This window comes from Pseudomonas sp. Irchel 3A5 (genome assembly GCF_900187575.1).
GTDB classification, from domain to species: domain Bacteria; phylum Pseudomonadota; class Gammaproteobacteria; order Pseudomonadales; family Pseudomonadaceae; genus Aquipseudomonas; species Aquipseudomonas folii.
In genome coordinates, this window is sequence record NZ_FYDU01000007.1 from 14,676 (window position 1) to 41,046 (window position 26,371).

At 58.5% G+C, this 26,371-nt stretch carries 22 protein-coding genes; 8 read left to right on the plus strand and 14 right to left on the minus strand.

Features of this window, described 5'->3' with window-relative positions:
* The first annotated feature begins 10 nt into the window (after positions 1-10).
* The 3 genes from urtE (at position 11) to CKW31_RS12785 (ending at position 2,528) form a co-directional block, all read left to right on the plus strand.
* A complete protein-coding gene (gene urtE, locus CKW31_RS12775) occupies positions 11-700 on the plus strand; it encodes an urea ABC transporter ATP-binding subunit UrtE (protein ID WP_095095244.1) in 690 nt (229 codons plus the stop codon).
* Positions 701-837: 137 nt separating this feature from the next.
* Entirely contained in the window at positions 838-2,067 is a 1,230-nt protein-coding gene (gene fmdA, locus CKW31_RS12780; protein WP_027898416.1) for a formamidase, read from the plus strand.
* A 113-nt stretch (positions 2,068-2,180) separates the two neighbouring features.
* The gene (locus tag CKW31_RS12785; RefSeq protein ID WP_095095247.1) at positions 2,181-2,528 is read left to right on the plus strand and encodes a zinc ribbon domain-containing protein; all 348 of its coding nucleotides are present in this window, start codon (positions 2,181-2,183) and stop codon (positions 2,526-2,528) included.
* A gap of 309 nt (positions 2,529-2,837) precedes the next feature.
* On the opposite strand, the gene CKW31_RS12790 is transcribed toward CKW31_RS12785, so the two are convergent.
* The 11 genes from CKW31_RS12790 to CKW31_RS12840 all read right to left on the minus strand — a co-directional run bounded on the left by CKW31_RS12790 (position 2,838) and on the right by CKW31_RS12840 (position 17,150).
* Positions 2,838-4,244 carry a lipid II flippase MurJ gene (locus CKW31_RS12790; RefSeq protein ID WP_095095250.1) on the minus strand — a complete coding sequence of 469 codons (1,407 nt, stop codon included), beginning with the start codon at positions 4,242-4,244 and terminating at the stop codon, positions 2,838-2,840.
* A 9-nt stretch (positions 4,245-4,253) separates the two neighbouring features.
* The gene (locus CKW31_RS12795) at positions 4,254-5,075 is read right to left on the minus strand and encodes an acyltransferase (RefSeq protein WP_095095253.1); all 822 of its coding nucleotides are present in this window, start codon (positions 5,073-5,075) and stop codon (positions 4,254-4,256) included.
* Complete coding sequence (locus CKW31_RS12800; RefSeq protein WP_095095257.1) at positions 5,072-6,478, minus strand: O-antigen ligase; 1,407 nt, start codon at positions 6,476-6,478, stop codon at positions 5,072-5,074. The genes CKW31_RS12795 and CKW31_RS12800 overlap by 4 nt, the downstream gene beginning before the upstream one ends.
* Entirely contained in the window at positions 6,478-7,578 is a 1,101-nt protein-coding gene (locus CKW31_RS12805; RefSeq protein ID WP_095095260.1) for a glycosyltransferase family 1 protein, read from the minus strand. The genes CKW31_RS12800 and CKW31_RS12805 overlap by 1 nt, the downstream gene beginning before the upstream one ends.
* Positions 7,569-8,798: a glycosyltransferase family 4 protein gene (locus CKW31_RS12810; protein WP_095095263.1), complete on the minus strand. Its 1,230-nt coding sequence runs from the start codon at positions 8,796-8,798 to the stop codon at positions 7,569-7,571. Before CKW31_RS12810 ends, CKW31_RS12805 begins: the two co-directional genes overlap by 10 nt.
* Before the next feature lie 3 nt (positions 8,799-8,801).
* On the minus strand, positions 8,802-10,136 hold the full coding sequence (locus CKW31_RS12815) for a cellulase family glycosylhydrolase (protein WP_256582591.1): 1,335 nt from the start codon (positions 10,134-10,136) through the stop codon (positions 8,802-8,804).
* A 1-nt stretch (position 10,137) separates the two neighbouring features.
* Positions 10,138-11,316 (minus strand): glycosyltransferase, encoded by a 1,179-nt coding sequence (locus CKW31_RS12820; RefSeq protein ID WP_095095270.1) that lies wholly within the window; start codon positions 11,314-11,316, stop codon positions 10,138-10,140.
* A 1-nt stretch (position 11,317) separates the two neighbouring features.
* Positions 11,318-13,312, minus strand: a complete 1,995-nt coding sequence (locus tag CKW31_RS12825) for an exopolysaccharide transport family protein (protein WP_095095273.1) — start codon at positions 13,310-13,312, stop codon at positions 11,318-11,320.
* 16 nt (positions 13,313-13,328) lie between these two features.
* Positions 13,329-14,129 carry a polysaccharide biosynthesis/export family protein gene (locus tag CKW31_RS12830; protein WP_095095276.1) on the minus strand — a complete coding sequence of 267 codons (801 nt, stop codon included), beginning with the start codon at positions 14,127-14,129 and terminating at the stop codon, positions 13,329-13,331.
* A gap of 130 nt (positions 14,130-14,259) precedes the next feature.
* Entirely contained in the window at positions 14,260-15,714 is a 1,455-nt protein-coding gene (locus CKW31_RS12835; protein ID WP_095095278.1) for a mannose-1-phosphate guanylyltransferase/mannose-6-phosphate isomerase, read from the minus strand.
* Positions 15,714-17,150 (minus strand): undecaprenyl-phosphate glucose phosphotransferase, encoded by a 1,437-nt coding sequence (locus CKW31_RS12840; RefSeq protein WP_095095281.1) that lies wholly within the window; start codon positions 17,148-17,150, stop codon positions 15,714-15,716. Before CKW31_RS12840 ends, CKW31_RS12835 begins: the two co-directional genes overlap by 1 nt.
* A 484-nt stretch (positions 17,151-17,634) precedes the next feature.
* Here CKW31_RS12840 and yegS point away from each other — a divergent pair, with 484 nt between their 5' ends.
* A complete protein-coding gene (yegS, locus tag CKW31_RS12845) occupies positions 17,635-18,543 on the plus strand; it encodes a lipid kinase YegS (RefSeq protein ID WP_095095284.1) in 909 nt (302 codons plus the stop codon).
* Positions 18,544-19,340: 797 nt separating this feature from the next.
* On the opposite strand, the gene CKW31_RS12850 is transcribed toward yegS, so the two are convergent.
* From CKW31_RS12850 to CKW31_RS12860, 3 genes are all read right to left on the minus strand, one after another.
* On the minus strand, positions 19,341-20,000 hold the full coding sequence (locus CKW31_RS12850; protein WP_095095287.1) for a response regulator transcription factor: 660 nt from the start codon (positions 19,998-20,000) through the stop codon (positions 19,341-19,343).
* Positions 19,997-20,890, minus strand: a complete 894-nt coding sequence (locus CKW31_RS12855) for a sensor histidine kinase (RefSeq protein WP_095095290.1) — start codon at positions 20,888-20,890, stop codon at positions 19,997-19,999. Before CKW31_RS12855 ends, CKW31_RS12850 begins: the two co-directional genes overlap by 4 nt.
* 396 nt (positions 20,891-21,286) lie before the next feature.
* Positions 21,287-21,724, minus strand: coding sequence for a hypothetical protein (locus CKW31_RS12860; protein ID WP_095095293.1), 438 nt, complete (start codon positions 21,722-21,724; stop codon positions 21,287-21,289).
* A 556-nt stretch (positions 21,725-22,280) separates the two neighbouring features.
* On the opposite strand from CKW31_RS12860, the gene CKW31_RS12865 reads away from it, so the two are divergent.
* The 4 genes from CKW31_RS12865 (at position 22,281) to CKW31_RS12880 (ending at position 26,117) form a co-directional block, all read left to right on the plus strand.
* Positions 22,281-23,210, plus strand: a complete 930-nt coding sequence (locus tag CKW31_RS12865; RefSeq protein ID WP_027898954.1) for a chemotaxis protein CheV — start codon at positions 22,281-22,283, stop codon at positions 23,208-23,210.
* A gap of 186 nt (positions 23,211-23,396) precedes the next feature.
* Entirely contained in the window at positions 23,397-24,206 is an 810-nt protein-coding gene (locus CKW31_RS12870; protein ID WP_095095298.1) for an MOSC domain-containing protein, read from the plus strand.
* 51 nt (positions 24,207-24,257) lie between these two features.
* Entirely contained in the window at positions 24,258-25,193 is a 936-nt protein-coding gene (locus CKW31_RS12875) for a 2-hydroxyacid dehydrogenase (RefSeq protein ID WP_095095302.1), read from the plus strand.
* A 234-nt stretch (positions 25,194-25,427) separates the two neighbouring features.
* On the plus strand, positions 25,428-26,117 hold the full coding sequence (locus tag CKW31_RS12880) for a hypothetical protein (RefSeq protein ID WP_095095305.1): 690 nt from the start codon (positions 25,428-25,430) through the stop codon (positions 26,115-26,117).
* Positions 26,118-26,371 lie beyond the last annotated feature (254 nt).

Here is a 26,371-nt window from a genome sequence, read left to right on the forward strand (position 1 = left end):
GGAGCGCGGCATGTTCAAGATCAATCAGCTGGCGTGTGGTTATGGCCAGAGCCAGATCCTTCATGGCCTGGACCTCAGTGTCGAGAAGCAGGAAATCGTTGCGGTCATGGGCCGCAACGGCATGGGCAAGACCACGTTGTTCAAGAGTCTGATGGGCATTCTGCCGCAATGGGGCGGGCAGGTGCAGGTCGAGGGTGTGGACGTGTCGGCCATGGAAACCCATGCGCGGGTTGAGCACGGCATGGCGTATGTGCCGCAGGGACGAATGATTTTCCCGGCCATGAGCGTGCTGGAAAACATTCAGACCGGCTTGCCGGCATCGGCTCGCGGCATCGTGCCGGAAGACTTGTACGCGTTGTTCCCGGTGCTCTACGACATGCGCGGCCGACGTGGCGGCAACCTGTCCGGGGGACAGCAACAGCAACTGGCGATTGCCCGAGCGCTGGCGACCAACCCCAAGGTCTTGTTGCTCGATGAGCCAACCGAAGGTATCCAGCCGTCGATCATCAAAGACATCGCCCGCAACCTGAAAGAGATCCGCACGTTGCGCAACCTGACCATTGTGGTCTCCGAGCAAGTGCTGTCGTTCACCCTGGAAATCGCTGACCGATTCCTTGTGATCGAGAAAGGCCGATTCGTGATTGAAGAGACCCGGGCCAATGTCGATGAAGCGACGATCAGTCGGTATTTGTCGGTTTAGTTCGCTGTGAATTTTTGTCCGGCCTTATCGCGGGCAAGCACCGCTCCCACATTTACACCCCATTCCCATGTGGGAGCGGCCGGGGTGGCGCTCCACCTTGCCCTCGACTGAGCCATCTTTCCTGAAGGAGAAACGCCATGACCGAAACGCTGATCAAAGTCGACCTCAACCAGCCAGCCACCGAAAACGAAAACATCCACAATCGCTGGCACCCGGACATTCCGATGGCCGCGTGGGTCAAGCCGGGGGATGACTTCATCCTTGAAACCTATGACTGGACCGCTGGCGCGATCAAGAACGATGACGACGCCAGCGACGTGCGCGACGTGGACTTGTCCACCGTGCATTACCTGTCCGGGCCGATTGGTGTGCATGGCGCCGAGCCGGGCGATCTGCTGATCGTGGACTTGCTGGACATCGGCGCGCGGGCGGATTCCCAGTGGGGATTCAACGGATTTTTCTCCCGGCAGAATGGCGGTGGCTTTCTCACTGATCATTTCCCGTCGGCACAGAAGGCCATCTGGGACTTCAAGGGCATGATGACCAGCTCCCGGCACATTCCCGGCGTGGAGTTCGCCGGGCTGATTCACCCGGGCCTGATCGGTTGTCTGCCGGATCACAAGATGCTTGCCGAGTGGAACAAGCGCGAGCAGGAACTGATCGACACCAACCCGACCCGCGTGCCGCCACTGGCCAACCCGCCCCATGCGAAAACTGCGCACCTGGGCAAGCTCAAAGGCCCGGCCCGGGATATGGCGGCCGCGACCGGTGCTCGGACCGTGCCGCCTCGTGAACACGGCGGCAATTGCGACATCAAGGATTTGTCCCGAGGCTCGAAAGTGTTCTTCCCGGTGTATGTAGACGGCGCAGGCCTGTCAGTGGGCGATCTGCACTTCAGTCAGGGCGACGGCGAAATCACCTTCTGCGGCGCCATCGAAATGGCTGGCTGGGTGCACATGCGCGTCGAGCTCATCAAGGGTGGCATGGAGAAATACGGCATCAAGAATCCGGTGTTCAAACCGAGTCCTATCGTGCCCACTTACAACAAATACCTGATCTTCGAAGGCATCTCGGTGGACGAATCAGGCCAGCAGCATTACCTGGACGTCAATATTGCGTATCGCCAGGCGTGCCTGAATGCCATCAATTACATGACCAAGTTCGGCTATTCACCGGCTCAGGGTTACGCGTTGCTTGGCTCGGCGCCAGTGCAGGGACATATCAGCGGCATTGTCGATATTCCAAATGCCTGCGCGACGTTGTGGCTGCCGACCGAGATCTTCCAGTTCGACATCAACCCCAACGCCAACGGCCCGACCAAATTCATTGATGGGTTGGTTGATTTGCCGATTGCCTACGATTTGTAGGTTTGACGAAGTCCGGTAGGAGCCAACTTGTTGGCGAGGCCTGGCATCTGACACACCGCCTCGCCAACAAGTTGGCTCCTACCGGAGACCTCATTGTTCTCAGGAATCTGCCCATGCCCCTATACGAATTCGATTGCCCCAGCTGTGGGGACTTCACTGCGCTCAAGCCCATGGCCGAAAGCGGTGCGCCATGCACCTGCCCGGAATGCGGCGCATCAAGCATGCGGGTGATTTTGTCTGCGCCGGGTTTGAGCACGGTTTCAGGCAACAAACGCCGCGCCATCGAGACCAACGAACGCAGCGCCCACGCACCGAAAACCGTTGCCGAGTATCAGGACAGCAAGCGCCACCCCAGTGGCTGCAGTTGCTGCGTGCCGAGCAAGCCCGTCGTGCCCACCAAAACCAACCCTCATGCGCTGAAAGGCAAAGCGGCTGGGCGGCCGTGGATGATCAGTCATTGAAATGCAAATCCTCACAATTGCACAAGTGCTGAGATCAGACCGGTGGGAGATTCTATGTTGGCCTGCAAACCTGTGGGAGCGAGGCTTGCCCGCGATGCAGACGACTCGGTTTGTCAGCTATACCGTGTCATCGTTCATCGTTCATCGCGAGCAAGCTCACTCCTACAGGTGAGTACCAATATCTGTGAGCGGTGCCTTGGCCGAGCCGCATCCGGACAGGACGATAAACGATAACGCAGTGTGTCTTCCAACCTCGTCTCATGTATCGCGGGCAAGCCCGGCTCCCACAAAAGCATCCTGTCAAAAGGGTCAGTTGCGCCAAGGCCTCAGCCATACCGCAAGGCCAATCAACAAGACCGCCCCATACGCACAACTCAACCCCAGTTGCAGCCACGTGTTGCTGATCGGGTGCAGCATCAGCGCCGCGATCAGCATGGCGGCTGCACCCAGCGCCCACTGGCTTTGCCAGGGTACAAAGGTCAGCAATTGTTGGCGGCGCATCAGCAGCAGGCCGGTGATGATTGCGCCGATCAATGCCGCAATGGCGATGCCGATCAGACCGAGGAAAAACGGCAGGACACCCAGCAGCAGGGCGTTGCACAGGTTGCCGATCAGCTCGCAGTTCAACGGCATGCGGGTATCGCCTGCCGCGTAGGCGTAACGTGCAAGCAAGGCATTCCAGGCACCGAACATGAGGGGCACGGCGAACCAGGCGAGCAGTTCCGGCAGCGGCCCGTCGTGGGCCAGGGTTGGCAGCAGCAACACCACCAGCGCACCGGATGCGCCGATCAGACCGGCGATGGCGGGCAGGGTTAGTAAGGTGGCGCTGCTCAAGCCCTTGCGCAGCAGCACCAGACGCTGATCGGCGGCACTGCCACTCATCAAACCCAGTAGCACCTGATTGAGACTCATCAACGCAATCAGCGGCAGGTTGATCAACTTGCGGGCCAGGTTGATCCAGGTCACCGCGCCTTCGCCCAGCAGCGAAGCGACCATGCGCTCCAGCAAGGCCAGGCCCTGGCTGGCGAGGTTACTGCTCAGCAACGGACCTATGCGTTGCAGCAATTCCCGACCCACGCCGGGCTCGGCTTGCCATTGCAACGGTTTCCAGCCCATCCGGTACAACGTCGGCAGCAACGTGCCGGGCATCAACAAACTGCCCAGCACGCAAGACAGTGCCAGGCCGACCGGTGTGGCGGCATGGCTGGCAGCGGCGAGATAGATCACCGGTGGCAGATTGAACAGTAACGAACCCAGCCCGGCCATGACGAAACGCGAGCGCGCCTGCAGCGGCACACACAGCAGCGCATGCAACAAAAAGCCCGGCGCGCACCATGCCAGCCATTGCAGGCTGCTGCCCGCCAGCGCATAACCACTGGCATCCAGTCCGGGCCCGACGCCCCGCACCCACAGCGGTGCGCCGAGATTCAGCAGCAGCGCCAGCATCAGACCACACAGCAGCAATCGTGGCGCCAGGGCATTCAGCCAACGCTGTTGGGCGATCGGGTCACGCTGCTGATACAACGGCAACGCAGCCGCGCTCAACAATCCGGCGGCCAGGGCCATGCGCAAGGCTTCCGGGAGAAACATCGAGACCAGAAACGCATCACTTTGTGCGCCCGCACCCCAGGCAGCGACCAGCAGCCACTCACGGGCAAACCCGGCAGTCAGTCCAGTCAGCGTGGCGAGGGTCAGCCACAGTGTTGAACCCAACATGGGTCAGCCTTAATGGAACAAAGCGAACAGGCCTTTGCCGCCCACTTTGTAGTTGAGGCCACGGGCACGTTCACCTTTTATTTCGGCGTTCGGGCCGCTGACGATGGCGTAGGGCGGGATGGGTTTGGAGACCACGGCAGCACCGCCGACGACTGCACCTTCACCAATGTCGGCGCCGAAAGAGAGCAGCGCGCGGCTGCAGATCCAGGCGTAGTCATGAATGCGCACTGGCCCGCCCACCGCCCAGAATTCCGGTGCCTGCAGGTCATGACCGCCTGCGATGATCAGCACGTGGGACGCGACCGTGACATGGTCGCCGATGATCAGACCGCCTCGCGCATCCAGCTGACAATGCCAGCCGATGGTGGTGTCTTCACCGATGCGCAGACTGTCGACGCCAAGGATTTCGGTGTTGCGCCATACGCTGGAGCCCTTGCCGATTTTGGCCCCGCCAATGCGCAGCCAGGTCAAGCGCAAAGTGTGGCTGGGAATCTTGCAGATCAGAATGTTGTAAGCCTGTTCCCAGGTGCGCAGCATGCGGTCGCGCAGGGTGGGCCAGTTGATCCCGTACAGAGGAATCAGCGCTCCGGGCATTTCCGTGGCCAGCAAGCGATAAAAGCGTCGGGCCAGCGGATGTTCGATACGCGGCTCGATATTCAGGTAGCTGATGAATGACAGCGTGCGGCCCTTGATCGTGGTTTCAAAGCACACGTCGTGGCTCATCATCCATTCATAAGCGCTTTGCAGCTCTTCAAGTTCCACGCCCATTTTGCGCGCGTACTCAGGCAAGGCGAGGTGCAGGTCGTGGGAGTGCATCAGACGGTGTTTCATGATTTGAATTCCTGCTCCGGTAAGGCGTGTCGAACGAGGGCCGCCTGGCTTTTCAAGCGTTTTGCCTCATGCAGATTGATACCCATCATCAGCCAGAACACGGCGATGAGCACGCTGGTGAAACTGAAATAATGGTCGAACAGGCCGCTGGTCAACGCGGCCAGCAGGCCGGTGGTGGTGCCAAGCCAGATCGCGTTGTCATGGGTGAGGGTGATGAAACCGTCTTCGGGACGGGTTTCACGCCACCAACTGACGGTGACTGCAATGAACAGCAACATGCCGGGAATGCCCATCTTGTAGATGAAGTTCAGCCACAGGTTGGAGATCCCGAACAGCGTCGCACCGGGGACCGGCGGATCTATCTTGAAGCCAATGCCCATGGGGAATTTGGCCATGGCGTCGGGGAAGTGGCTGTACTCCAGGAAGCGAATCGCGGTGCTGGTGTCGTCGTTGGTGAACAGGGTGAAAATCCGTTCCTGCAACGGCGGATAGAACATCAACAGCAGTGTCCCGGCAACGACGCCGCCCATGAGGACGCGGCCAATGAAAGGCACTCGTTTGCGGGCCATCCACATCATGACCAGCGCCAGGCTGACCAAGGCTCCGCGAGAACCGGTCAGCAACAGGCCGATGCTGCCCAGAATCGCGACGGCAAAACCCAGTGATCTCGGCCAGCCGCTGCGGGTCATGCCAATGCAGAACGCCAGCGGCACAATCAGCGCCATGGCGCCGCCTGCGACATTGGGGTGCATCCAGGGTGTGCCCATTCGGTCGGCCAGCGAGAGCAGGCTTTCGTTCAGCACGTCCACACCGCCATAGCCAAGGACGCCAAGGACCGGGATCATGGCGACGGCGGTGCGTGCTTTCAGAAACACCGGGATCGACAGCAGCAAAAGCAACAGTGTGCCGAGCAGCAATGCGCAGATCATTTGCTCCCGGTATTTCTGCTGATCCAGCAAGCGCGGCACCAGAAACAGCGCCGACAGATTGAACAGCCAGCGCACCCAGTTGATCGGTCCGTTGCCCAGTGCAGTGATGGTCAGTTGCCCGACGATAAACGGCAGGGCGCTGTACAGCATCAGCGCAATCAGCAGCCGTTCCGTACGCAGCAACGGTGGAAGTCGCGGCGGGTCAGTGAACATCCGGTGCGCCAGATAAGCCGCCCAGACCAGCATCAGCAGTGCTTCGGAAACAGTCGTGCGAAACCCGACATTCACCGTGGAATACGGCAGAAACGTGGCCAGCATGCCGAACAGCAGCAAGCCACGCAGGGGACGACGAATCACCGTGGCGATGGCGACCACGCCGATCATCGCCGCCAGCACTTTGAACGCAGGCAGCAGCCAGAACATCGCGCCAAACAACAGACCGAAGAGCAAGCCGACGGGCATTGCCAATGGCATCAGCGCAACTCCTCGATCAGCTCATCGAAGCGCTGGTTGAAAGCTTTGGGTCCATACCCGGCAGCCCAGGTCTTGAGTACTTCAGGGTCTTCCTTTTCAGTGTTGGCCAACGTACCCATGAGGTTGATCAGCGCTCCGGTGTCAGTGGGTGAAAAGCGTGGGCTGCCGGGCGGGGTTATTTCATCCAGTGATGAACCGCTGGCCACGGCTACGGGGGTGCCGACACCCAGCGCTTCCACTACCGGCAGGCCAAAACCTTCGGCGTAGGAGGGCTGCCACATGCGATCGGCCCTGGCGTAAATAGCATGCAGTTCGGCATCAGTGATATCGCTCAGGAAGTGCAGGCCGGGCAGCGCTTGCTGGGCGGGAGGCAAGTGTTCCGGTGCGCCGATCAGGATCAGGTCCGGCACGTTGTCGAACTGGCGACGGGCGCTTTGCCAGGCATCAATGAACCATCCCATGTTCTTGCGCGGTTCACGGGTGCCGACGCACAACCAGTAGCGCTCCGGCAGCGTCCAGCCTTGCAGGTCCGAAGGCGCTTCGCTCCAGCCGCTGACCAGCGCGGGCAACACGCGCAATTTGTCTCGGGTCTCGGGAAACAGGCGGATGCATTCATCGGCGGTGAATTGCGACGGCGTCCAGATGCGATCTGCGACCTTCAGCGAGTGGGCGATAGACAGCCGATCGGTGATGCCGTAAATCCGTGCCTTGAGCTGTGAGCCGTGGCTGTTCTTCAACGTCAGCTGGAACAGGTCCTGCAATTGCAGCACGTAACGCATGCCCTCCGGTTTGCGGCCCAGGGGCAGGCCCATATTCATGTTGCAGATGTACACCTGTACTTCCGCGTCGCGCAGGGCCTTGGGCAAAAACAACCCTTCAAAACGCAGGCGTTCCGGCAGTCGGTGGATGCCGTTGAGGGGGGTTGACCATTTCGGACAGTAGGCCAGTCGGCGGATCGGGTGGTCGAAAGGCGCCACGCTGAACAGTTGCACCTGAGTGTCGGGGTTAGCGCGCGCAGCCTCTTCGAGGGCGATGTTCTGGCGACCGATGCCGCTGTTGGGGTAGCCGGTCGCCGGCCGGTAATCAAGTCCTATACGCATGGGCGCGGCTCCTGTTCGGCTTTGACTTTGGCGGGTGTGAGTCGCGTGTAAATGCGCTCCAGTTGAGCGGCAGATACCGACCAGTCATGGTGGGTTTGCACGTACTTGCGACCGGCTTCGCCGATCTGGGCCAGACGTGCGGGTTGTTCAATCGCCTCGGTGATGATTCGCGCCAGTTCCAGTGGGTCTTCGCTGCCCAGATAGTGCTCGCCATTGACCACGGCAAGCCCCGAGCTGCCCTGGTCGGTGGTGACCACCGGCAACCCGGCGGCCATGGCTTCCAGCACCTTGAGCTTGGAACCACCGCCCTGACGCAGCGGCGCGAAAAATATCGCGGTATTGTTCTGCAAGGCTCGCAGGTCCGGGACAAAGCCCTGAAACTCGATGCGTGGATCGGGCCAGCGATCGCGCCATGAGTCGGGCAGGGCGAAGCCGCACACCACGAAGCGCAGGGTGGGCGCGTGCTGCCAGACTTTCGGCATGATTTCGCTCAGGGCCCATTCAATGGCATCCACATTGGGGCCGTATTCGTAATTGCCGATGAACAGCAGGCGGTTGCTGTAAGGGTCCGGCTTGACCTGGGCGTAGTAACCGCAGTCGACGCTGTTGACGACCACTGCGGTGGCCTTGCCGCTGAGTCGGGAAATTTCCTTGGCATCGTCTTCCGTCACCGCGATCAATTGATCGGCCTGACGGAACACCCGGCTTTCCCAGTGGCGATAACGCCAGCGATCATAGCTGGCGAACAGGTTTGCCCAGCGCGGCAGTCGGTCGTAGCTGGTAGCGCCCATGGCCGATTCAACGTTGTGTTCGGTCATCACGAACGGCTTGCCGGATCTTCTCAGCGGCTTTTCGAGGGGTTCGAAGCCGTAGGTGTGCTGAAGCTGGATCACATCCCAATGCTCTTCCAGCAATCCTTCGAAGACCTCGCTCAGGCGTGGCGCATAGCCGTTGATACAGGCCAGCATGGGCGCTGGCGCCACGGCGATCGCCATCAGCGTCTTGACGCTTTTGAGCGGACGCCGCGGCAGGACGATCAGGCGTTCCAGCCAGGGCTCCAGTGCGTCACGGGCGCTTTGATCGACGTCTGTCTTGGATTGCACCAGCAAAGTGATCTGGTGGCCGCGTGCAGCCAGATTGCGCAACAGGTGATATTCCCGCGTCTTGCCGCCGCTGGTGGTGGGCCAGGGCATGTAGGGTAGTGTCCAGAGAATTCGCATCGCTCAGGGTTTCCATTCCAGAATTTGCAGGGTCGGCTTGAGGGCCACGCTGACGCCTTGGGCCTGAGTATTGTCGGTACTGCCCACTTCGGTACGTGTGCCGCTCAACGGATCGTGAATGACCGCGGATTTGATCGCCGGAAACGTCAGGGTCGTGCCCGTGGCACTCCAGAACATCAGCAGCCGTTTACCGTCGCTGCGGGTCCAGGGCACGGCATACAGATCGGCGGGAACTGCGCTGACGCCCGGCGGATCGGCAGGTTCCAGGCGCGGGCCGGTGATGGTCAGGAAGTTCTTCAGGGCGTTGTAGACCGGTTTCGGATTGCCTTGTAGATCCAACAGGCCATAAGCCTGATCCCGGGCGCTGGCGCGTTCGTCCAGATCACTGAGGTTGAACAGGAAAATCCGTTGGTAATCCAGCGCGCTCATCAGTGCCAGGCGGCGCAGGGTGTAATCGGCCTGGCCTTGCACACCGATGATCGCCTGCATTTCCACCGGTCCGTTGTAGCTCGACCAGCCCCATTCGGTGGCCCACACCTGCTCGACGCCGTTGCTGTGCAGCAGGTTATTCATGGCGTTGGCTTTGACCAGAAAATCCCGGTCCGGGGGCGAGTCGCCTTCCGGAAACTCTGAGTACGGGTGATAGGCGGCAACAATGTTGCGTTTACCCAAGCCGCGATCCAGCAGGGTTTGCAGCATGTAGCCGGACGTGCTGTGCATCTGGCTGTAGTAGGCCATGCCCGCAGTGACAATGGTCTTGTCCGGTTCGGCTTTGCGGATGGCATCGGCCGTTGTCGTCAGCAGGGTGTCGTAGGCCACCGGGTCTTCTTTGGGCAACCAGATGATGTTGGGCTCGTTCCAGACCTGCCAGTTGTCGACCTGCGGATAACGCTGGGCCAGCGAGGTCATGCGTGCGGCAAACACGTTGAAATCCCGGGGCGGGTATTGGTCGCGGCTGGGCACTCCCTCAGGAGCGCTGCTGACATAAGGCGCAGAGCCGACCAGATACGCGAGGATGTTGTAGTGGTGGGTGTTCATGGTCGCCATCGCACCGTCCAGATCAACCAGGTCGAACTGATTCTGCTCGGGCTCGATGATCGGCCAGTGAATGGTCAGGCGCACCCAGTTGAGGCCCAGTGCATCCAGCTGATCCATCTGTTGCTGGTACATGGCGGGTGAAAAATACTGGAACTGCGCGTTGACGCCCAGAAAGTCCTGCCAGACCACTGCGCGTGGTGCACGCAGGACGGTTGCCGCCTGAGCATCAGGTAGCCAGTCAGACACCAGCGCCGAACAGGCCAGCGCACTGGCCAACCACAAACCCGCTGCAGATTTCATCTCAGTCGGCCTCGCATGCATGTTGGAACAACTGACGGAAGCGCTCGGCGGTCTGGCTCCAGACTCGCTGCTGCCCAAGGACTCGGGCCTGTGCGGCCCATTGCGTGGCCCGTTCCGGCACCGCGCAGACTTCATTCAAGGCCGCGCTCAGGGCCGCGACATTACCTTGAGGGAAAATCATGCCGTTACCGTGGGAGACTTCTTCGGCAAACGAGCGAGCATCGGAGGTGATCACTCCGCGCCCGCAGGCCACGGCCCACGACAGCGCGCCACTGGTGCCGCGCAAATTACCCAGCAGCTTCAGTTTGCTGGATTCGCGGTACGGCAAGACCATGACGTGGTGAGCCTGAATGACATCGGCGATGGTCTCGGCTGGAAGGTCCAGATTCCAGTCGATCACGTCGGTCAGTCCGAGCTGTTTAATGCGCAGGCGCAACTGGTCCAGGTAGCTGCCGGACGGACCAAAGGCCATCTCCGGCTCGCTGCCGCCGGCCAGGGTCAGGCGCACCCGCGAGCGTAACTGTGGCTGACGGGTAAACAGGTCGGCCATGGCATCCAGCAAGTCTTCGATACCCTTGCCGCGGTAGATGAAACCGAAGTACAGCAAGCGCATGGTGTGCAGCGGCGGCAGCGACACGGGCGTGATGGGGAGATTGCCATGGGCAATGACTGCCATTTGTTCTTCGCGCAAGCCCATGCGCTGGCGCAATGCCAGGCCTCCCGCCTGAGTCAGCGTCACTAACCGGGTCATGCTGCGCGCCAGTTGGCGTTCTTCGCGTAGACACAACGGGTCGGCAAGGACCGTGGCGACTTCCGGCAGCGGCGAGGGCAGCGAACTCGCCAGTGACAGTGGCCAGGGCAGTTTTGCCCGGCGCCAGACCAGCCGCTCCGGATCATGAACGGTCGCCGTCAGCGGTAGCCGCGGGAAGCGTTGGCGCAAGGCGCGCAAGGCATGAAACTCTGCGAGTCGGCCGCCGCCGATTTCCGCATGGACCAGATCAATGCCTTGCCAATCGGTTTCAGCCACCCGTTGAACGGCGCGCGCCTGGTCGTTGCCGACGCCCGCAAGCGGCGTGCTGACCCGTACGCCAAGTTGCTCCAGCGCATGCTTGAGGTGCCCGGCGTAGTCGGCGATGCCGTTCTGCTCGGGCGGTAGTGGCGCGAGTAGGGCAATGTGCATGTCAGCCTCGGTTCTGGAAGCGTTTGAGGTAATCCATCACGCGTTTTGGCACCTTGTAACGGCGGCGGTTGATGATGATGCCGTCGACTTTCTTGAACGCGGTATGCAGCGTTGCCAGTACGTTTTCCAGCATTGGCACGGTGGTTTCCTCCGCCTTGACGATCAGCAGGATCAGGTCGGAATCACGCAACAGAGCAAAGGCATTCTGGTTGCTGAAAATGCTTGAAGCATCAATCAGCAATATTTCACCCGGCACCGTCGGGCCAGCACCTTCGGTACGCACCCTGTAACCTTGTTCCTGCAGCAGGCTGGCAAGATGACCGATGACGAAGCTGACACCTTCGCCTTCGTGGGATGAGGTAAACCCCAGTGCCAGGCCTTTCTCTGCCACCTGACGCAACGGCAGGGTTCCGTACAGCCTGTGCAGGCTGGCCGCGAACGCCGTATTGCGCGAGTCTTCTGCATTGCCCAGTTCCTGGAGGCTGGTCCAGACCGGCACTCCAAAACGGGTCTCGATCTTGTCACCGTCGTGGATCCGTTGATCCAGCAGGTAGAAGAAGTACATCGCCACCAGGCCCACCCCGACGCTCAACGGGAAAGCCATAAGCAACATCAACAAGCTTTTCGGGAAGACCCGGCTGGGGTTGTAAGTGGCCTGCTCGATGACGGCAATGTTGCTGATCTGGCTGCGATCCAGCTCGCGGTCGATCCGCGCTTTCTCAAGGCTGCTGCTGTACAGGGCGAAGCTCTTCTCGGCGGCGTCGAGCTCGCCCTGCAGGCGAGACATCTCCGGCTCCAGATTCAGCGCCAGTTGACGGCTTTTTTCCCATTGCGCCAGTTGCAGGTTTTGCTGCGTCAACTGGGTTTGCAGGCGGGCGTAGCTGGCCTGCTGGTCGGCCAGCACGTTTTGCATCCGGTTGTAGATGGGGTTAGGGGTGATGCTTTCCGAGCGCTGGATGGTTGCATCCTGCTGGGTCAGCAATGCTTTGAGGTTACTGATTTCCTGATTCAGCGCGCGAACCGGTGGCGCCGATTCCTTGAAGGAACGCAGCAGTTCCTGACGCTCGACTTCCTTGCCGTTGATACGGTTTTGCAAATCCTGACGGTTGGGGTTGAGGCTCAGTTCGCGACCGGCACTGACTGTTTTCGACTGCTGCCTGAGTTGCTCTTGCAGCTTGTCCAGGCCCGCCTTGGTGGAAGCAATCGAGCGCAGAGTGTTGTTGCGCTCTGTAGTCAGGTCATTAAGGCCCTGCGAAGTGTCCGCCAGGCGCTGGGCAATGCTCACCGCACCCAGTTGATTGAGGTACGTCTGGATTTGCTTCTTGTAACTGAGAATCCGCGCCTGAGTGGATTTGACTTCGGTTTCGTAGAATTGATAAAGACTGACGCGGCCGAGTACCCGGGTACGTTGCTGTTCGTACTCGGAAATCCAGGCCTCCAGAACATCCTTGGCGACCTTCGGGTCATTCCAGGAAAAGGTCAGCTCCATCACCGCCGAGCCAGGGTCATGGCTGACTTTGAAGTTCTTCGACAGGTCTTCAGCCAGACGCTCCTCCGGCGAGCGCTTCTCGACCAGACCAATAAGCTGCAATGCACCTCGAAACACGGCAATGACCGAACCCACAGTATCCTTGAGCAGGTTCTTTATCGAGGCCAGAGCACCTTGCTCCTGTTCGGCTTTGGAGATTTCAGCCAGGTATTTTTCGGCAACCGTACGCATGATCGGCCGACCGGTCAGCATGCGTTCTTCGTCGAGAATCGGATCGCGCTGGGCGCTGGGAATCACGATGGCCTGACGGTCGGCGAACTCGATGGGCACGGTGCTACTGTCGCGACCGGGTTTTACCAGCAGCAGTGCGGTTGATTCGTACCGGTTGGGCAGTAAAAAAGCACCGAGCACTATGATGATGAAGGTCACCATGACGGTCAGTCGAACTTCATGTTTGAAAATGAAGAACAGGCGCAGCAGGTCGCGCAGTGAACGGATATTGATCATGTCTTTTCCCTGACTTTTAGTTTTCGCTGCGCAGGTTGTAATTCACGCCGAAACCCAGTGACTTGGCGAAAGGGATCAGTTGGTTGAAATACAGATTTACGCCGTCGGCCTTGTCACCCACTGTTGACTTGGGCACGAACACCACATCGCCGCGCTGTAACAGCACCGGGCCACGGGGGCCGTCGTTGTCTGCCCAGAGCAGCTTGCTGAAGTCGAAAAAGTAAGTCTTGTAGAGGCCGTTGTCTTCCTGACGAAGCAGGGCGACCATCGTCGCGTCCCCGTCATTGGCAACGCCTCCGGCACCGACAATCGCCTGAACCAGCGTGGTGGCAACCGTGGCGGAGAGGGCTGCCGAATTACGCACCGCGCCACCGACGAACACGGTATTACCGGGCGATTGCGAGATGTTGATGGTCATCGCAGTTTCGCGATAGACGTCCTGCAGCTTGCTCTGCAAATGTTCGGTCAATTGCGGCAAGGTCATGCCGGCAGCCTGCACCGAGCCGATATACGGATAACTGAACGTGCCGTCGTTGAGCACCTGAAACAGGGTCAGTTCGTAGATGGAGTTCGCTGTAAAAGCGGAAATTGACGGTGCTTCGCCGGTGTTGCGCACGATCCGCAAGGTGTCACCGGGGCGCACGCGTTGCGGTGGCAAAGGCTTACCGGCGAGCGCGCGTCCTGCGGCTTTACCGGCTTCAATCTGTGCGGGGTCGTCGGGTAAACCCACGCGTGCCGGGGTGCTGCAGGCGCTGACCACTAACAGGCCCAGCACCAGCAAAATGTGTCTGACCGCCCCCAAACTCCTGTCTTGCATGAATACAACTCCCGTTGCGGGTAAACCATCATGTCGGCGGGTGACCGCTGTCATCCGTGTTGCATAGTGCGTGCCGCACAAGCAGATATATCGTCAGTTACAACCATTTGATTAATGAAATCCTGCAGGGTCAGGACGTCGGGGTTGGCGCCGCTACCCGGCCATAGACGTCGGTGAAGCGCACGATGTCGTCTTCCCCCAGATACTCGCCGCTCTGCACTTCGATCATTACCAGATCAATCACCCCCGGGTTGACCAGCCGGTGGGTATGGCCCGGTTTGATGAACGTCGACTCGTTGGTGTCGAGCATGAATTCCCGCTCACCGTTGGTAACGCGCGCCATGCCGCTGACCACTATCCAGTGTTCACTGCGATGGTGGTGCATCTGCAGCGACAGCGAGGCTTGCGGGCGAACCACGATGCGTTTGATTTTGAAACGCTTGCCTTCTTCGAGCACGGTGTAAGTGCCCCAGGGGCGGGTGACGGTGCGGTGCAGGCGATAGGCATCGTGGCCCTGGCGTTTGAGCTCCTGAGCGACGAACTTCACATCCTGACTGCGTGTGCCGTCCGCGATCAGCAGTGCATCCGGGGTGTCGATGATGATCAGGTCATTAAGGCCAACGCCGCCGACCATACGCTTGGAGTCGATGTAGCAATTGCTCACGTCATGCAGCACGGTCGGCCCGTTGCACTGGTTGCCCTGAGCATCGGCCGGCACCAGTTCACGTACGGCCTGCCACGAGCCGATGTCGTTCCAGCCCAGTTCGCAGGGCACCACCGCGACCTTTTGCGAGCGCTCCATCAAGGCATAGTCGATGGAAATATCCGGCGCTTTGGCGAACGATTCGCTGTCCAGTTCGATCTGCAACTCGTTATTGCCTTCCTTGCTAGAACTCAGTTCCAGGCAGGCTTTGACTGTTTCGAGGACTTCCGGCGCGTGCTTGGCGAATTGATGGAGCAGGCTGTCGGCACGCATGCAGAACATGCCGGCGTTCCACAGATGCAGCCCGCCGTCCAGATAAGCCTGGGCAGTGGCCGCATCCGGCTTCTCGACAAAGCGTGCAACCTGATAGCCATCACTGTTGAGCGACTGGCCTTTTTCGATATAACCGAAACCCGTTTCCGCCTTGCTGGGCAGAATGCCGAACGTGACCAGCCAGCCATCATCCGCCAGCACCTGGGCGGCCTGGACCGCTTTGGCAAATGCCGCCACATCGGCGATCAGGTGATCGGCAGGCAAGACCAGCAATTGCGCATCGTCGCCATATAACCTGGACACGTGCAGCGCAGCGGCTGCCAGCGCGGGGCCCGTATTACGACCGAAGGGTTCGAGGATGAAATCCAGTTTTACCTTGGTTTTGTTGAGCTGGCGGTAGTCGTCAACCGTACGGAAATACACTTCGCGACTGGTCACGGTCAGCAGTCGCCCGACCTCAGGCAGGCCAACGGCCCGATTGAATGTTTTCTGCAGCAGGCTTTCGCCGTCACGAAGGCGCATGAAAGGCTTGGGCATGGCTTCGCGCGAAACCGGCCACAGCCGGGTACCGGCACCGCCGGCGATAATGCAGGGGATGAGGATGCTCATCAATAAGCCTCGCGAGTGAAGAGCACTGCAGGAACAGTGCGCAAAAGGATGTAGATGTCGAACCAGACGGACCAGTTTTCGATGTACTCCAGATCGAACTCCACGCGCTTTTCGATCTTTTCCACGGTGTCTGTTTCACCACGATAGCCATTGATTTGCGCCAGGCCGGTTATGCCCGGCTTGACCCTATGGCGTGACGTGTACTCCTTCACCGCTTGCTCGAAGAGAATCCCGGCCGCTTTGGTGGCCGTTGCATGGGGGCGCGGTCCTACCATGGACATGCTGCCTGCAATCACATTGAACAGCTGAGGCAATTCATCCAGGCTGGTTTTGCGTATGAAACGCCCGACCCGTGTGACCCTTGCGTCATCCCGGGTGGTTTGTTGCGCTGCGGTTGCATCACTCTGGTGGTGATACATCGAGCGGAATTTGCAGACCTTGATCATGCGGTTGTTGTAGCCATAGCGGTTTTGCCAGAAGAAGACCGGGCCGCGTGAGTCCAGCTTGATGGCAATGGCGATGGCGAGCATGACCGGCGACAACAACACCAGCGCCAGGCTCGACAGCAGCATGTCTTCCAGCCGCTTGAAGAAAGGGGACCAGCCGGAAAGGGGAACATCCGAGGCGTTGAACATCGGCAGGTTGGCGACTTCGGTGATCCGGTTGTGCGCGTGGCGGAAGGCGACCATATCCGGCACCAGCAGCACATTGACCGGCAACCTGCGCAGTTCACGGATGATGTAGTCCATGCGGTTTTCCGCCGACCAGGGCAGGGCGACCAGCACCTGGGTGACCTTTTCTTCGCGAATCAGACGTTCCAGATCGTCGCTGTTACCCAACAGCGGCAGCCCGGCCATGGTCTTGGGCAGCCGCCCGATCCGGTCGTCGATGAAGCCGCTGACTCCAGAGCGAATATCCTGATTGTCCAGCAGGTACTCGGCCAGCCGCTTGCCGTTCTCAGTGGCCCCCAGAATGATCGCGTTCTGCAGGAAGAAGCCTTTTTGCATCAGGTGCCTGAACAGCACCAGCATGAACAGTCGCTCGATGCAGAACAGCGCAAGACTGGCGATGTACCACATCACCAGATGATCGTCGGTGAGGTAGTCGAAGAACGCCAGGGTCTTGTGCAGGAACAGCAGCAGGCAAAACGCGGCGGACCACGCCACGATAATCAGGCGGAAGCGCAGCGCGTTGCTGAACAGCGCTTCGGAGTAAACGCCGAGGGTCTGGAATATCAGGACGCACAGCAGCCCATAGAATCCCAATACCGCGAAGTAACTCTGCGGTACATCAGAAAGGCTTTCTCTGGAAAAAAGGAATACCAGCACGCCTGGCAGGATGCTGGTGATCCCGTGGGCAAGACGAATACCGAAAAGAAAATACACGATCAAACTGGTTCTGGTTTGCAGGAGGCTGTTAACAGGCTGCAATCGCATGACGCTTCCTCACTTCATCGGTCCGTGACTACTTAGCTGCGATCCAGATACGAAGCGCTTTCAAGTTGAAGTCAATAAAATGTCCTTTCCTGACATGCTTGGTGAATATAGCCATTAATTTGGCTTCTGCACGTCATGTGATGCTGATTTTTACCGTTATTACAAAACGGGTGTAGACCTAATACTTTAGTGGTGTGAGTACTATTCCCAACTAACGTGGGTATTCCCCTCATACGAGGGTATATCGGCAGTAAAGCTCAAGAGATAAGTAAAGTCATGGCACGGATTTGATTTCTCTTTCGATTTTTTTCCACTCAGAAGCTATACCCACCGTCGCAAGATCCAGAATCCTCGATTCGATCTAACGTTTCCGGGGGGATCGCCAGTCTCGCTGGAGGCGTTAAAAAATTATTCGTTTCAGACGGGCTTTTTTCTGTCTGTTGCGGTCAACATAGTGCGCATGAACTCAGGGGAGCGAGTAGCAATGACACGACGGGCATTTTTGATTTTGCATGGCAAGCAGGCACTCAACGAAGAAGTGCGTGAAGCCGTGACCCGAAAGCGTGGCGAGGGCTGGGAACTCGACGTCCGTCTGACGTGGGAGGGCGGCGATGCTCAACGGCTTGTCAGTGAGGCGCTGGCAGCAGGGCATACGCAAATTATTGCGGGCGGCGGTGATGGAACCCTGCGCGACGTCACCGAAGCGCTGGCCAATGCTGACACCGACGCTGAGCTGACCATTATGCCGCTGGGCACTGCCAATGACTTCGCCCGGGCTGCCGGTGTTCCGCTGGAGCCGGATGCTGCACTCGATCTGCTGGACGTGCCTGCCCGCCCGGTGGACCTGGGTGAGGTGAACGGCAAGGTGTTTTTGAACATGGCTACCGGCGGCTTTGGCAGCCAGGTGACAGCTAATACGTCTGAGGATTTGAAAAAGGTGTTGGGTGGCGCGGCTTACCTTTTCACCGGCCTGACGCGGTTCAGCGAGCTGAGCTCTGCCTATGGGGAGCTGAGCGGACCTGATTTCCACTGGAGCGGCGACTTGCTCGCGCTGGGCATCGGTAACGGGCGTCAGGCGGGCGGCGGGCATGTGTTGTGTCCATCGGCGCTGGTCGATGACGGTTTGCTGGACATCAGTATTCTGCCAGCGCCGCAGGAAGTGGTTGGCACGCTCAGAAGTTTGCTGGAAGGCGGATTGGGTATCGACAATATGTTCATCCGCGCGCGGCTGCCATGGGTCGAACTCAAGTCGGCGCAGGGGCTGGACATCAATCTGGATGGTGAGCCACTGTCCGGGGAGAACCTGCGTTTCTCGGCGCGGCAGGCGGCTTTGAAGGTTCACTTGCCAGTGGGGTCTGAGTTGTTTGGGCAGGTGCCTCGGGTGTCTGCTTAAGTATTGTTTGTGTACATATCCGTTTTGTGGTGATGGCTGATATTGGTTGCGCTTTTACAGCGCGTCACTTTTGAACATCCGGAAGCCGGCCCAGACAAAAGTAACCAAAACGCTCATGCCCCACCACTTGGTGCCTCGCCTGGGCTCGGCATGCCCGTAATCCGACATTGCCCCACGCAGCAATATCCAATTCCGGCCGGCGTGGTTTAACGGGGCGCTTAAGATCAAAATCTAAAGCAGATCCTGGATACACGCGGTTTTTTGTGGGAGCGGTGCTTGCCCGCGATAAGAACACCGCGGTGTATCCTTCAGACCGCGTCGCTTTTATCGCGGGCAAGCACCGCTCCCACATGAACCGAGTTTGCTGCGCGACAGCGTTGTGTCAGGGGCGTAGGGCGTGCTCCAGAAGGTCGGTAAATTTACACAAACAGGTCGGCTATCAGGCCGCCGCGCTTTTGATTTTGATCTTAAGCGCCCCGTTAAACCACGCTGGCCGAACGCAGATTCTGAACCGTGGGGCGCTCTTGAGTTGAAGAGTGGCAGGACGCCGGGTTAGCCGCATTGGGCCATGGATGGCCCGTTGCGGCGGCCCACGGTTCAGGATCTGCGGGCGGGCATGCCGAGCTCAGGCGAGGCACCAAGTGGGGGGGCATGAGCGTTTTGGTTACTTTTGTCTGGGCCGGCTTCCGGATGTTCAAAAGTGACGCGCTGTAAAAGCGTAACCAAGTGAAGCCATAACTGCGGTAATGGATATGCACACAAGACAAGAAAGACGTGCAGACACCTAAAAGCAACCATCAATCATCCAGACTGATAATCCCTTCCCGCACACAAAACAGAACCAGCCCGGCCACGTCATGGATCTGCAGACGCTTCATGACCTGAGCCCGGTGGGTTTCCACGGTCTTGATACTCAGCCCCAGCCCACCGGCAATTTCCCGAGTCGACTTGCCACGCACGATCAAGCGCAGAATCTCCAGCTGCCGAGCCGTCAGATTATGGTTTTGTGGCGTTTCGTGCTTGCGCGCCTGAACACTGATCAACGCCTGATTGATCACCGTATGGGCAATCGCCGGGCTCAGGTAACGTTCACCACTGCTCAACGCCAGTAACGCCTGCTCCAGTTCAGTCGCTGCGGCGTCCTTGAGCAAGTATCCGTGGGCACCCGCTTCCAGCGCGCGCATGATCCGCGTCGGGTCGCTGTGCATGGACAGGATCAGCACCTTGCTGTCCGGCAAGGTACTCCGCAATTCTTTCAGGGCGTCGAGGCCGTCGACATCCTTCATGGAGATATCCAGCAGGATGATGTCGGGGTTCAACTCGGTAGCCAGTGCGCTCAGTTGCGCGCCGTCGCAAGCCTCGCCAATCACCGAATAGCCCGGAATGTCGGCTACCAGCGCGCGAACGCCAGCTCTGATCAATGAGTGATCGTCAATCAACAGCAATGTGCAGGTCATCTAGCCTTCTTGTCTATGTTTGCTCGTTCATGAGCGCGCGGTATCCAGGGCAACAGCACATCGATACGCGTGCCGTCGCCGGGTTCGCTGCGTATCGTCCATGTACCGTTGAGAAGAGCCACCCGCTCAGCCATGCCGGCCATGCCTCGCTGCCCCTCACGGGCCGGGTCCGCTGCGGGTGAAAAGCCGACGCCGTCGTCGCTGATATGCAGTTCCAGACCTTGCGGCAGGCGTCGCAGGCGAACCAGCAGATTGTTCGCCTGGGCGTGGCGCAACATATTGGTCACCGCTTCCTGGGTTATGCGAAACGCAGCAACCGTCATCTCTTCCGGAATGCCGGACAGTTGCTGCTTGCACTCCAGGCTCCAGCGCACCTGACTGTCCGCCAGCGTGCGCAGCAGATGCCCGCGAATACTGGCTTCCAGGCCCAGGCTGGTGAGCTGGCGAGGGTGCAGGATCGCCGATACATCGCGGACCTTGGCCAGGGTTTCGTCAAGGGTGTTGTTGAGTTGCGCGCTGTGTTCGAGCAGTTCGGCAGGCAGACGGCGGCGCAGCCATTCCGATTGCAGCTTTGCAGCAGTGAGCATCTGGCCAATGTCGTCATGCAGTTCGCGGCTCAGGCGATGCCGTTCGTTCTCCTGAACCTGCAACATGTGATCGGCCAGTTCCTGCGGCTGAAAACGAATCGAACGGCCATAGCGCAACCGGGCCTGCCAGACGCTGGCGAAGGTCACGAGATTAAGCAGCAGCAGGGCGACAGGGAAATCGTCGGACGTCAGATATAGCGCACAATTACCGATTGCTGCACCGATGCACAGAATGGCATTCAGCCAGAGAATGCTTCTGTTATTCGGCAACCGATATCTGGAAATACTGGTACGGGCGTGCATAGCGATGGAGCCATCGGGTGGTCACTGCGGAACAACCTGCCATTGAGGATGCCAGGTCAATGTTGGGCACGTCACTGAATGTTGACTGCCTTGATTCATTATTTTTGTCTCGTCTTGCAGGTCTTATCGCACATCCTGTGCCGCCACGATTGCGTCAATAATGCTTCGGGTCGTGATCTTACCTCAATGTTCAAACTTTGAACGAGCTGCCTGACTTTACACCGGGTAGTTGACAAGGCTGGCAGGCCTTATTGCACTGACGCGCGCGGAATGGCCACGAACAGTCCAGGCATGCTGTGTTTTTACAGTGCAGCGACGAGGCTTTTTATGGGATAGGCGTGCTGTTACTCGTCATCCATCGGCGCGTCGGGGCCAGTCATAGGCCCGCGTCTCAGGTCATGACCGGAGTTGTTCCTGAACCGGTTCGGACGCTTCCAGGCCGCAGGTATAGGCAAGCTGCCCCAGCAGTTCTTTTTGCTCGGTGTCATCCAGCAGCAATTGCCCGGTATGAGGATCGATCAACTCGAGTTGCCAGGCCAGAAGAGTCAGGCAGTTTTCAAGCGTCTGAAGGGCATCGTCGGTCAGGCGGATAGTCGGGTAGGCGACACTCAGCATGCCGCGTAACTGACGAGCGAAATCGGCAGTGCTCGGGATCAGCGCGTTATCAGCGGTTTCGGAGAGTTTGAACAGAGTGCGGAGCAGGCACTCGACGGCATCCTGATCATTGCTAATCATTTCCAGGTGCGCGAGGCATTCCTGGCAGGTGCCCAGCAGCAATTGGGATTCATCAAAGAAATCGGGGTGGGTCTGTTGCCACTCTTTACCGTTCAGCATGGGTATCTCCATAGATCATGGATCGCTCCAGTGTAGTACCCGGCGCGCACTGCGGAACGTTAATGTGGATGTGAAGTGAAAGTCTGTAGGCCGCTTCTGATTGTTTCGAAATGGAAAGGGGTGTGGCGAATGTTTCGATTGAATGAGTAACGCTGGCGAGAGAGGCGGTTGGAGCGGGCGCGGCAATGCATTCGCCGCCTGCGGCGAATAGAGACGGCAGGCTTTTTGAGGTGGGCCGCGACGCAACCAAGAACTCAACTCCATTCAAAATATGAGAATGGTGTCACATTAATGGCTAAGTCGAGACGCGCAAATCAGGTCCGCCCCGAGGGGGTCTAGGGGTTACCCCTAGGGTGCGGAAGGCCCGTCGCCTGCGGAAGAAGCGATAAAGGGCTGTTACTGGTCGGAATAAACGTCTGTCATTCGCAGATCAGTAAATCATGATGTTAAAGTGATATCAAATGTGTATTTAACCTTTCATCGCCTTTAAGTCCCGCTGTTTTCAGCCGATAACAACTTCGCAGACTCACTGTGACCCACGCTTCAGGAGCAAGAAATGGCTGGCATTCTCGACTCAGTAGATCAACGCACACAACTGGTGGGCGAGAACCGCCTTGAAATCCTCATGTTTCGCCTGGCGGGTCGGCAGCTGTTTGCGATCAACGTTTTCAAGGTTCAGGAAGTTCTGCAACTGCCTAAACTGACGTTGATGCCACAACGTCACTCGTTTGTGTGTGGCGTGGTCAACCTGCGCGGCCAGACTCTGCCGGTGATCGACCTGTCCCAGGCCATCGGGATGAAGCCGCTGGTACCGGGGCCGAACAGCACCATTATCGTGACCGAATACAATCGCTCGGTTCAGGCCTTCCTGGTGGGAGGTGTTGATCGCATCGTCAACATGAACTGGGATGCAATCATGCCACCGCCTGCCAGCGCTGGCCGTCAGCATTACCTGACAGCAATCAGTAAAGTCGACGATCAACTGGTTGAAGTCATCGACGTGGAAAAAGTTCTCGCCGAAATCGTGCCGTACAACGCCAAGGTATCCAGCGAAAAACTTGAGGACCCTGTGCTTGCCGCTGCGGTAGGCCGTGAAATCCTGTTGGTGGATGACTCCAAGGTCGCACTCAGCCAATTGCGTGACACCCTGTCTCAGTTGGGCCTGAAGCTGCATGTGGCCAGCGACGGTCTTAAAGCATTGAATATGCTCAAAGCCTGGGCCGACAGCGGTGAAGTCATGACCGAGAAACTGTTGATGGTGTTTACCGACGCGGAAATGCCGGAAATGGATGGTTACCGCCTGACCACTGAAATCCGTAACGATCCACGTTTGCGCGAATTGTATGTGGTGTTGCATACCTCGCTGTCCGGCAGCTTCAACGAATCCATGGTGAAGAAAGTTGGCTGCGACAACTTCCTCTCCAAGTTCCAGCCCGACAAACTGGTCGACGTGGTTCGTGAACGTTTGATCATGGTTCAGGGTTGAACAAGGCTCAGGGCTGAACGAGGCTCAGGGCTGATCGCAGTTCAACGACGACCCAACCCGACGAGCGAGCCAGGCGCAGCATTGATCTGCGCACTGGCTTGCATTGCCATGTCTCGCAACGGACAAGTTCGTATAAGCTTGTGGCCTTCATGATTCTGGCGATTTCAGCCGTACAAGGAACAGGCCATGTTGCATCTCAGCGCGCTCTATCGTTTCCCTCTCAAATCCGGCAAGGCTGAAGTCCTTCAGCAGGCGTCCTTTGACGAGTTGGGAATGACCGGGGATCGACGCTGGATGCTGGTGGACGAAGCCAGCGGGCGTTTTCTGACCCAGCGCGCCTTGCCTCACATGTCGCAACTGTCAGCGCTGTTGAGCGCCGAAGGTGGCGTGACCCTCCAGGCACCAGGCTTTGCGGCACTGGATATTCCTGTCCCGCAAAATATCGAACAGTCTTTGCGCGGCGTTACGGTGTGGCGCGATACGTTGCGCGTCCCGGATGCCGGTGACGAGGCCGCTCGCTGGGTCAGCGATTTCATTGGCAAACCGACCCGCATGGTGCATGTCCCGGCTGACCGCGCGCGCATGTTGCCCGGCGGTCTTGGTGTGGACGAAAAGCGGGTCGGGTTCGCCGACGGCTTCCCGCTGTTGCTGATCGGTCAGGCATCTCTCGACGATCTTTCGGCGAAGATCGGCCGTCCACAGGAAATGTTGCGCTTCCGGCCAAACCTGGTGGTGGAGGGGGCTGAGGCGTTTGCTGAAGATGGCTGGAAGCGTATTCGGATTGGCGACATCGAGTTTCGCCTGCTCAAGGGATGCACGCGTTGCATCCTCACCACCATCGATCCCGCCACCGGCGAGCGCAACGGGGATCGCGAACCATTGACCACCCTGAAGACCTATCGAGAGCGGGAAGGGGATGTCTGGTTCGGGCAGAACATGGTCAATGACGGACCGGGCATCATCGAAGTCGGCATGCCGTTGACAGTGCTGGAGTGAGATCCTGACTCAGGTTACTGTCCGTTTTTTCCATCGTTTCCGGAGCCCTGCATGACAACCACAGTTCTGGTGCTGGTCGAGAGCGTCAACGAGTACCTACCCATCCTCGAAAACAACGGTTATCGACTGATTCTGGCGCCGACCCCCGCAACGCGAGCTGAAGCCATTGCCACACGCAGTGAGGAGATCACTGTAGTGCTGACCCGAGGACCGCTGGGGCTTTACGCAGATGAAATTGCCGCGCTGCCGCATTTGCAGATCATCTGCGTACTGGGCGCAGGCTATGAGCACGTTGACCTGGCTGCAGCTGAAGCACGGGGTATCCCGGTCACTAACGGCGCGGGGGTCAATGCACCGACGGTGGCCGATCATGCGATGTCGCTGTTGTTATCCATCGTGCGGGATATCCCTCAGGCGGACGCGTCGGTGCGTCGCGGCGAGTGGCGCAAGGTCACGCGCCCTTCGTTCGAGGGCAAGCGCCTCGGCATTCTCGGGCTTGGCTCGGTCGGCCTGGCCATCGCCCGACGTGCAGCGGGTTTTGGCATGCTCGTGAATTATCACAATCGCAGGCAGCGCACCGATGTGGATTTCGACTATTGCGCAACCCCGCTCGAACTGGCCCGTGTCTCGGACTTTCTGATTATCGCCACGCCGGGTGGCGGCGGCACTCAGCACCTGATCGACAGTCAGGCCCTTGATGCTCTGGGTCCGCAGGGCTTCGTGGTCAACATCGCCCGGGCCAGTGTAATTGATACTGCTGCATTGGTTGATGCCCTGCAGCAGCGGCGAATTGCCGGTGCGGCGCTGGATGTCTTTGACGATGAACCGCGGGTTCCCGAGGCCCTGAAGGCGCTCGACAACGTGGTACTGACGCCGCATGTAGGCGGCTTGTCGCCGGAGGCATCCGAAGCGACAGTGCAGAGGGTGGCGGATAACCTGCAGGCGTTTTTTGCGGGTAAACCGGTGCTGACGCCGGTGCGTGGTTGACCGGAAAGCGCTGATGGGCGTCTTCAATCAATAAACGCAGGCCGCACCATGAAGCTTGATGTGGCCTGGAGGCGCTGATACACACGTCAAAGAACGCTTTATAGCAAAGCGAATTAAACGGCAATTCATTAACGCTAAGATGTTTCCAAAACTGTCATTTCTGACAGTTTTCCGGTTGAGTAGACGGTATTAGACTCAAGACTTGTTAGTGCACGATTAACAAGGAGAATCGTGATGGCTACTATAATTAACGAGTTGTCGTTCAGGGCCACCGTGCGGCTTTACTATAAAAACAGAACCGCTTATTTTGATTTCTCAAAAATCACGTCCAGTTTAGGCTCGTCTGACGCCGCGGCCATACCTGACTACGATTGGCAAGCAATGGAGCGACAGGTTTATTTTCAGGGCACTGAAGAACAAAGATACCTGAGTGCGACCACGATGCCCCGAGGCGGCACTGCGGCAACCCCTCGTCAGCAATTCTGGTTTATTTGTCGCCAGTTTGACGACGGGCACACCAGCTATCAGATTAAAGCTCAACATGACATGTTTATTGATTTTAAAGGTTTTTTTAATGATCTTGTCACCGAGAAACGATCGCAATACAGCTCGCTGACCATGAGTCAGCAGTCCATTGATTATTATGTCGCTCCTTCCGGGAGTTCATCTGTCGAATGGAAGGTCCTGTGCGATGGGCGCGCGCTGACTTCAAGTGTTTTAAAAACGGGTGTGATGGACAATATTTCGATCATTGCGCCCAATGGGAACACTGTAGGGATCAATAACTCGGTGACGTTCGGTCAGGATTGGTGGGCCTATGTTTCTTGCTGCAAGCTCAAAGAGCCACTTATCAGTGATCAAAAAGTCATCGTTCCGTTGACGCTGGATATCCTCGAAACCAATATCGGCGACCCTGTCGCCTGAAAGCACTACCGCCGTAGTTTTCACACAGCCTCGTGAGAGCGGTTTTAGTCGGGAAGAGGCCAGAACAACTGGAGACGCTCACACAGGAATCACTGATGACGTGGGACCGGCTTTAGCCGGGAAGGCGGTATTTCTGCCGATGAAGATTCATCGTCTGTCCCAGCCCCTTCCCGGCTAAAGCCGGTCCCACGTCGTCAGTCAGCTTGCGGGCAAACATGGTTTCTCCCACAGTGCCGATTGCTCCGGTTTCCTTT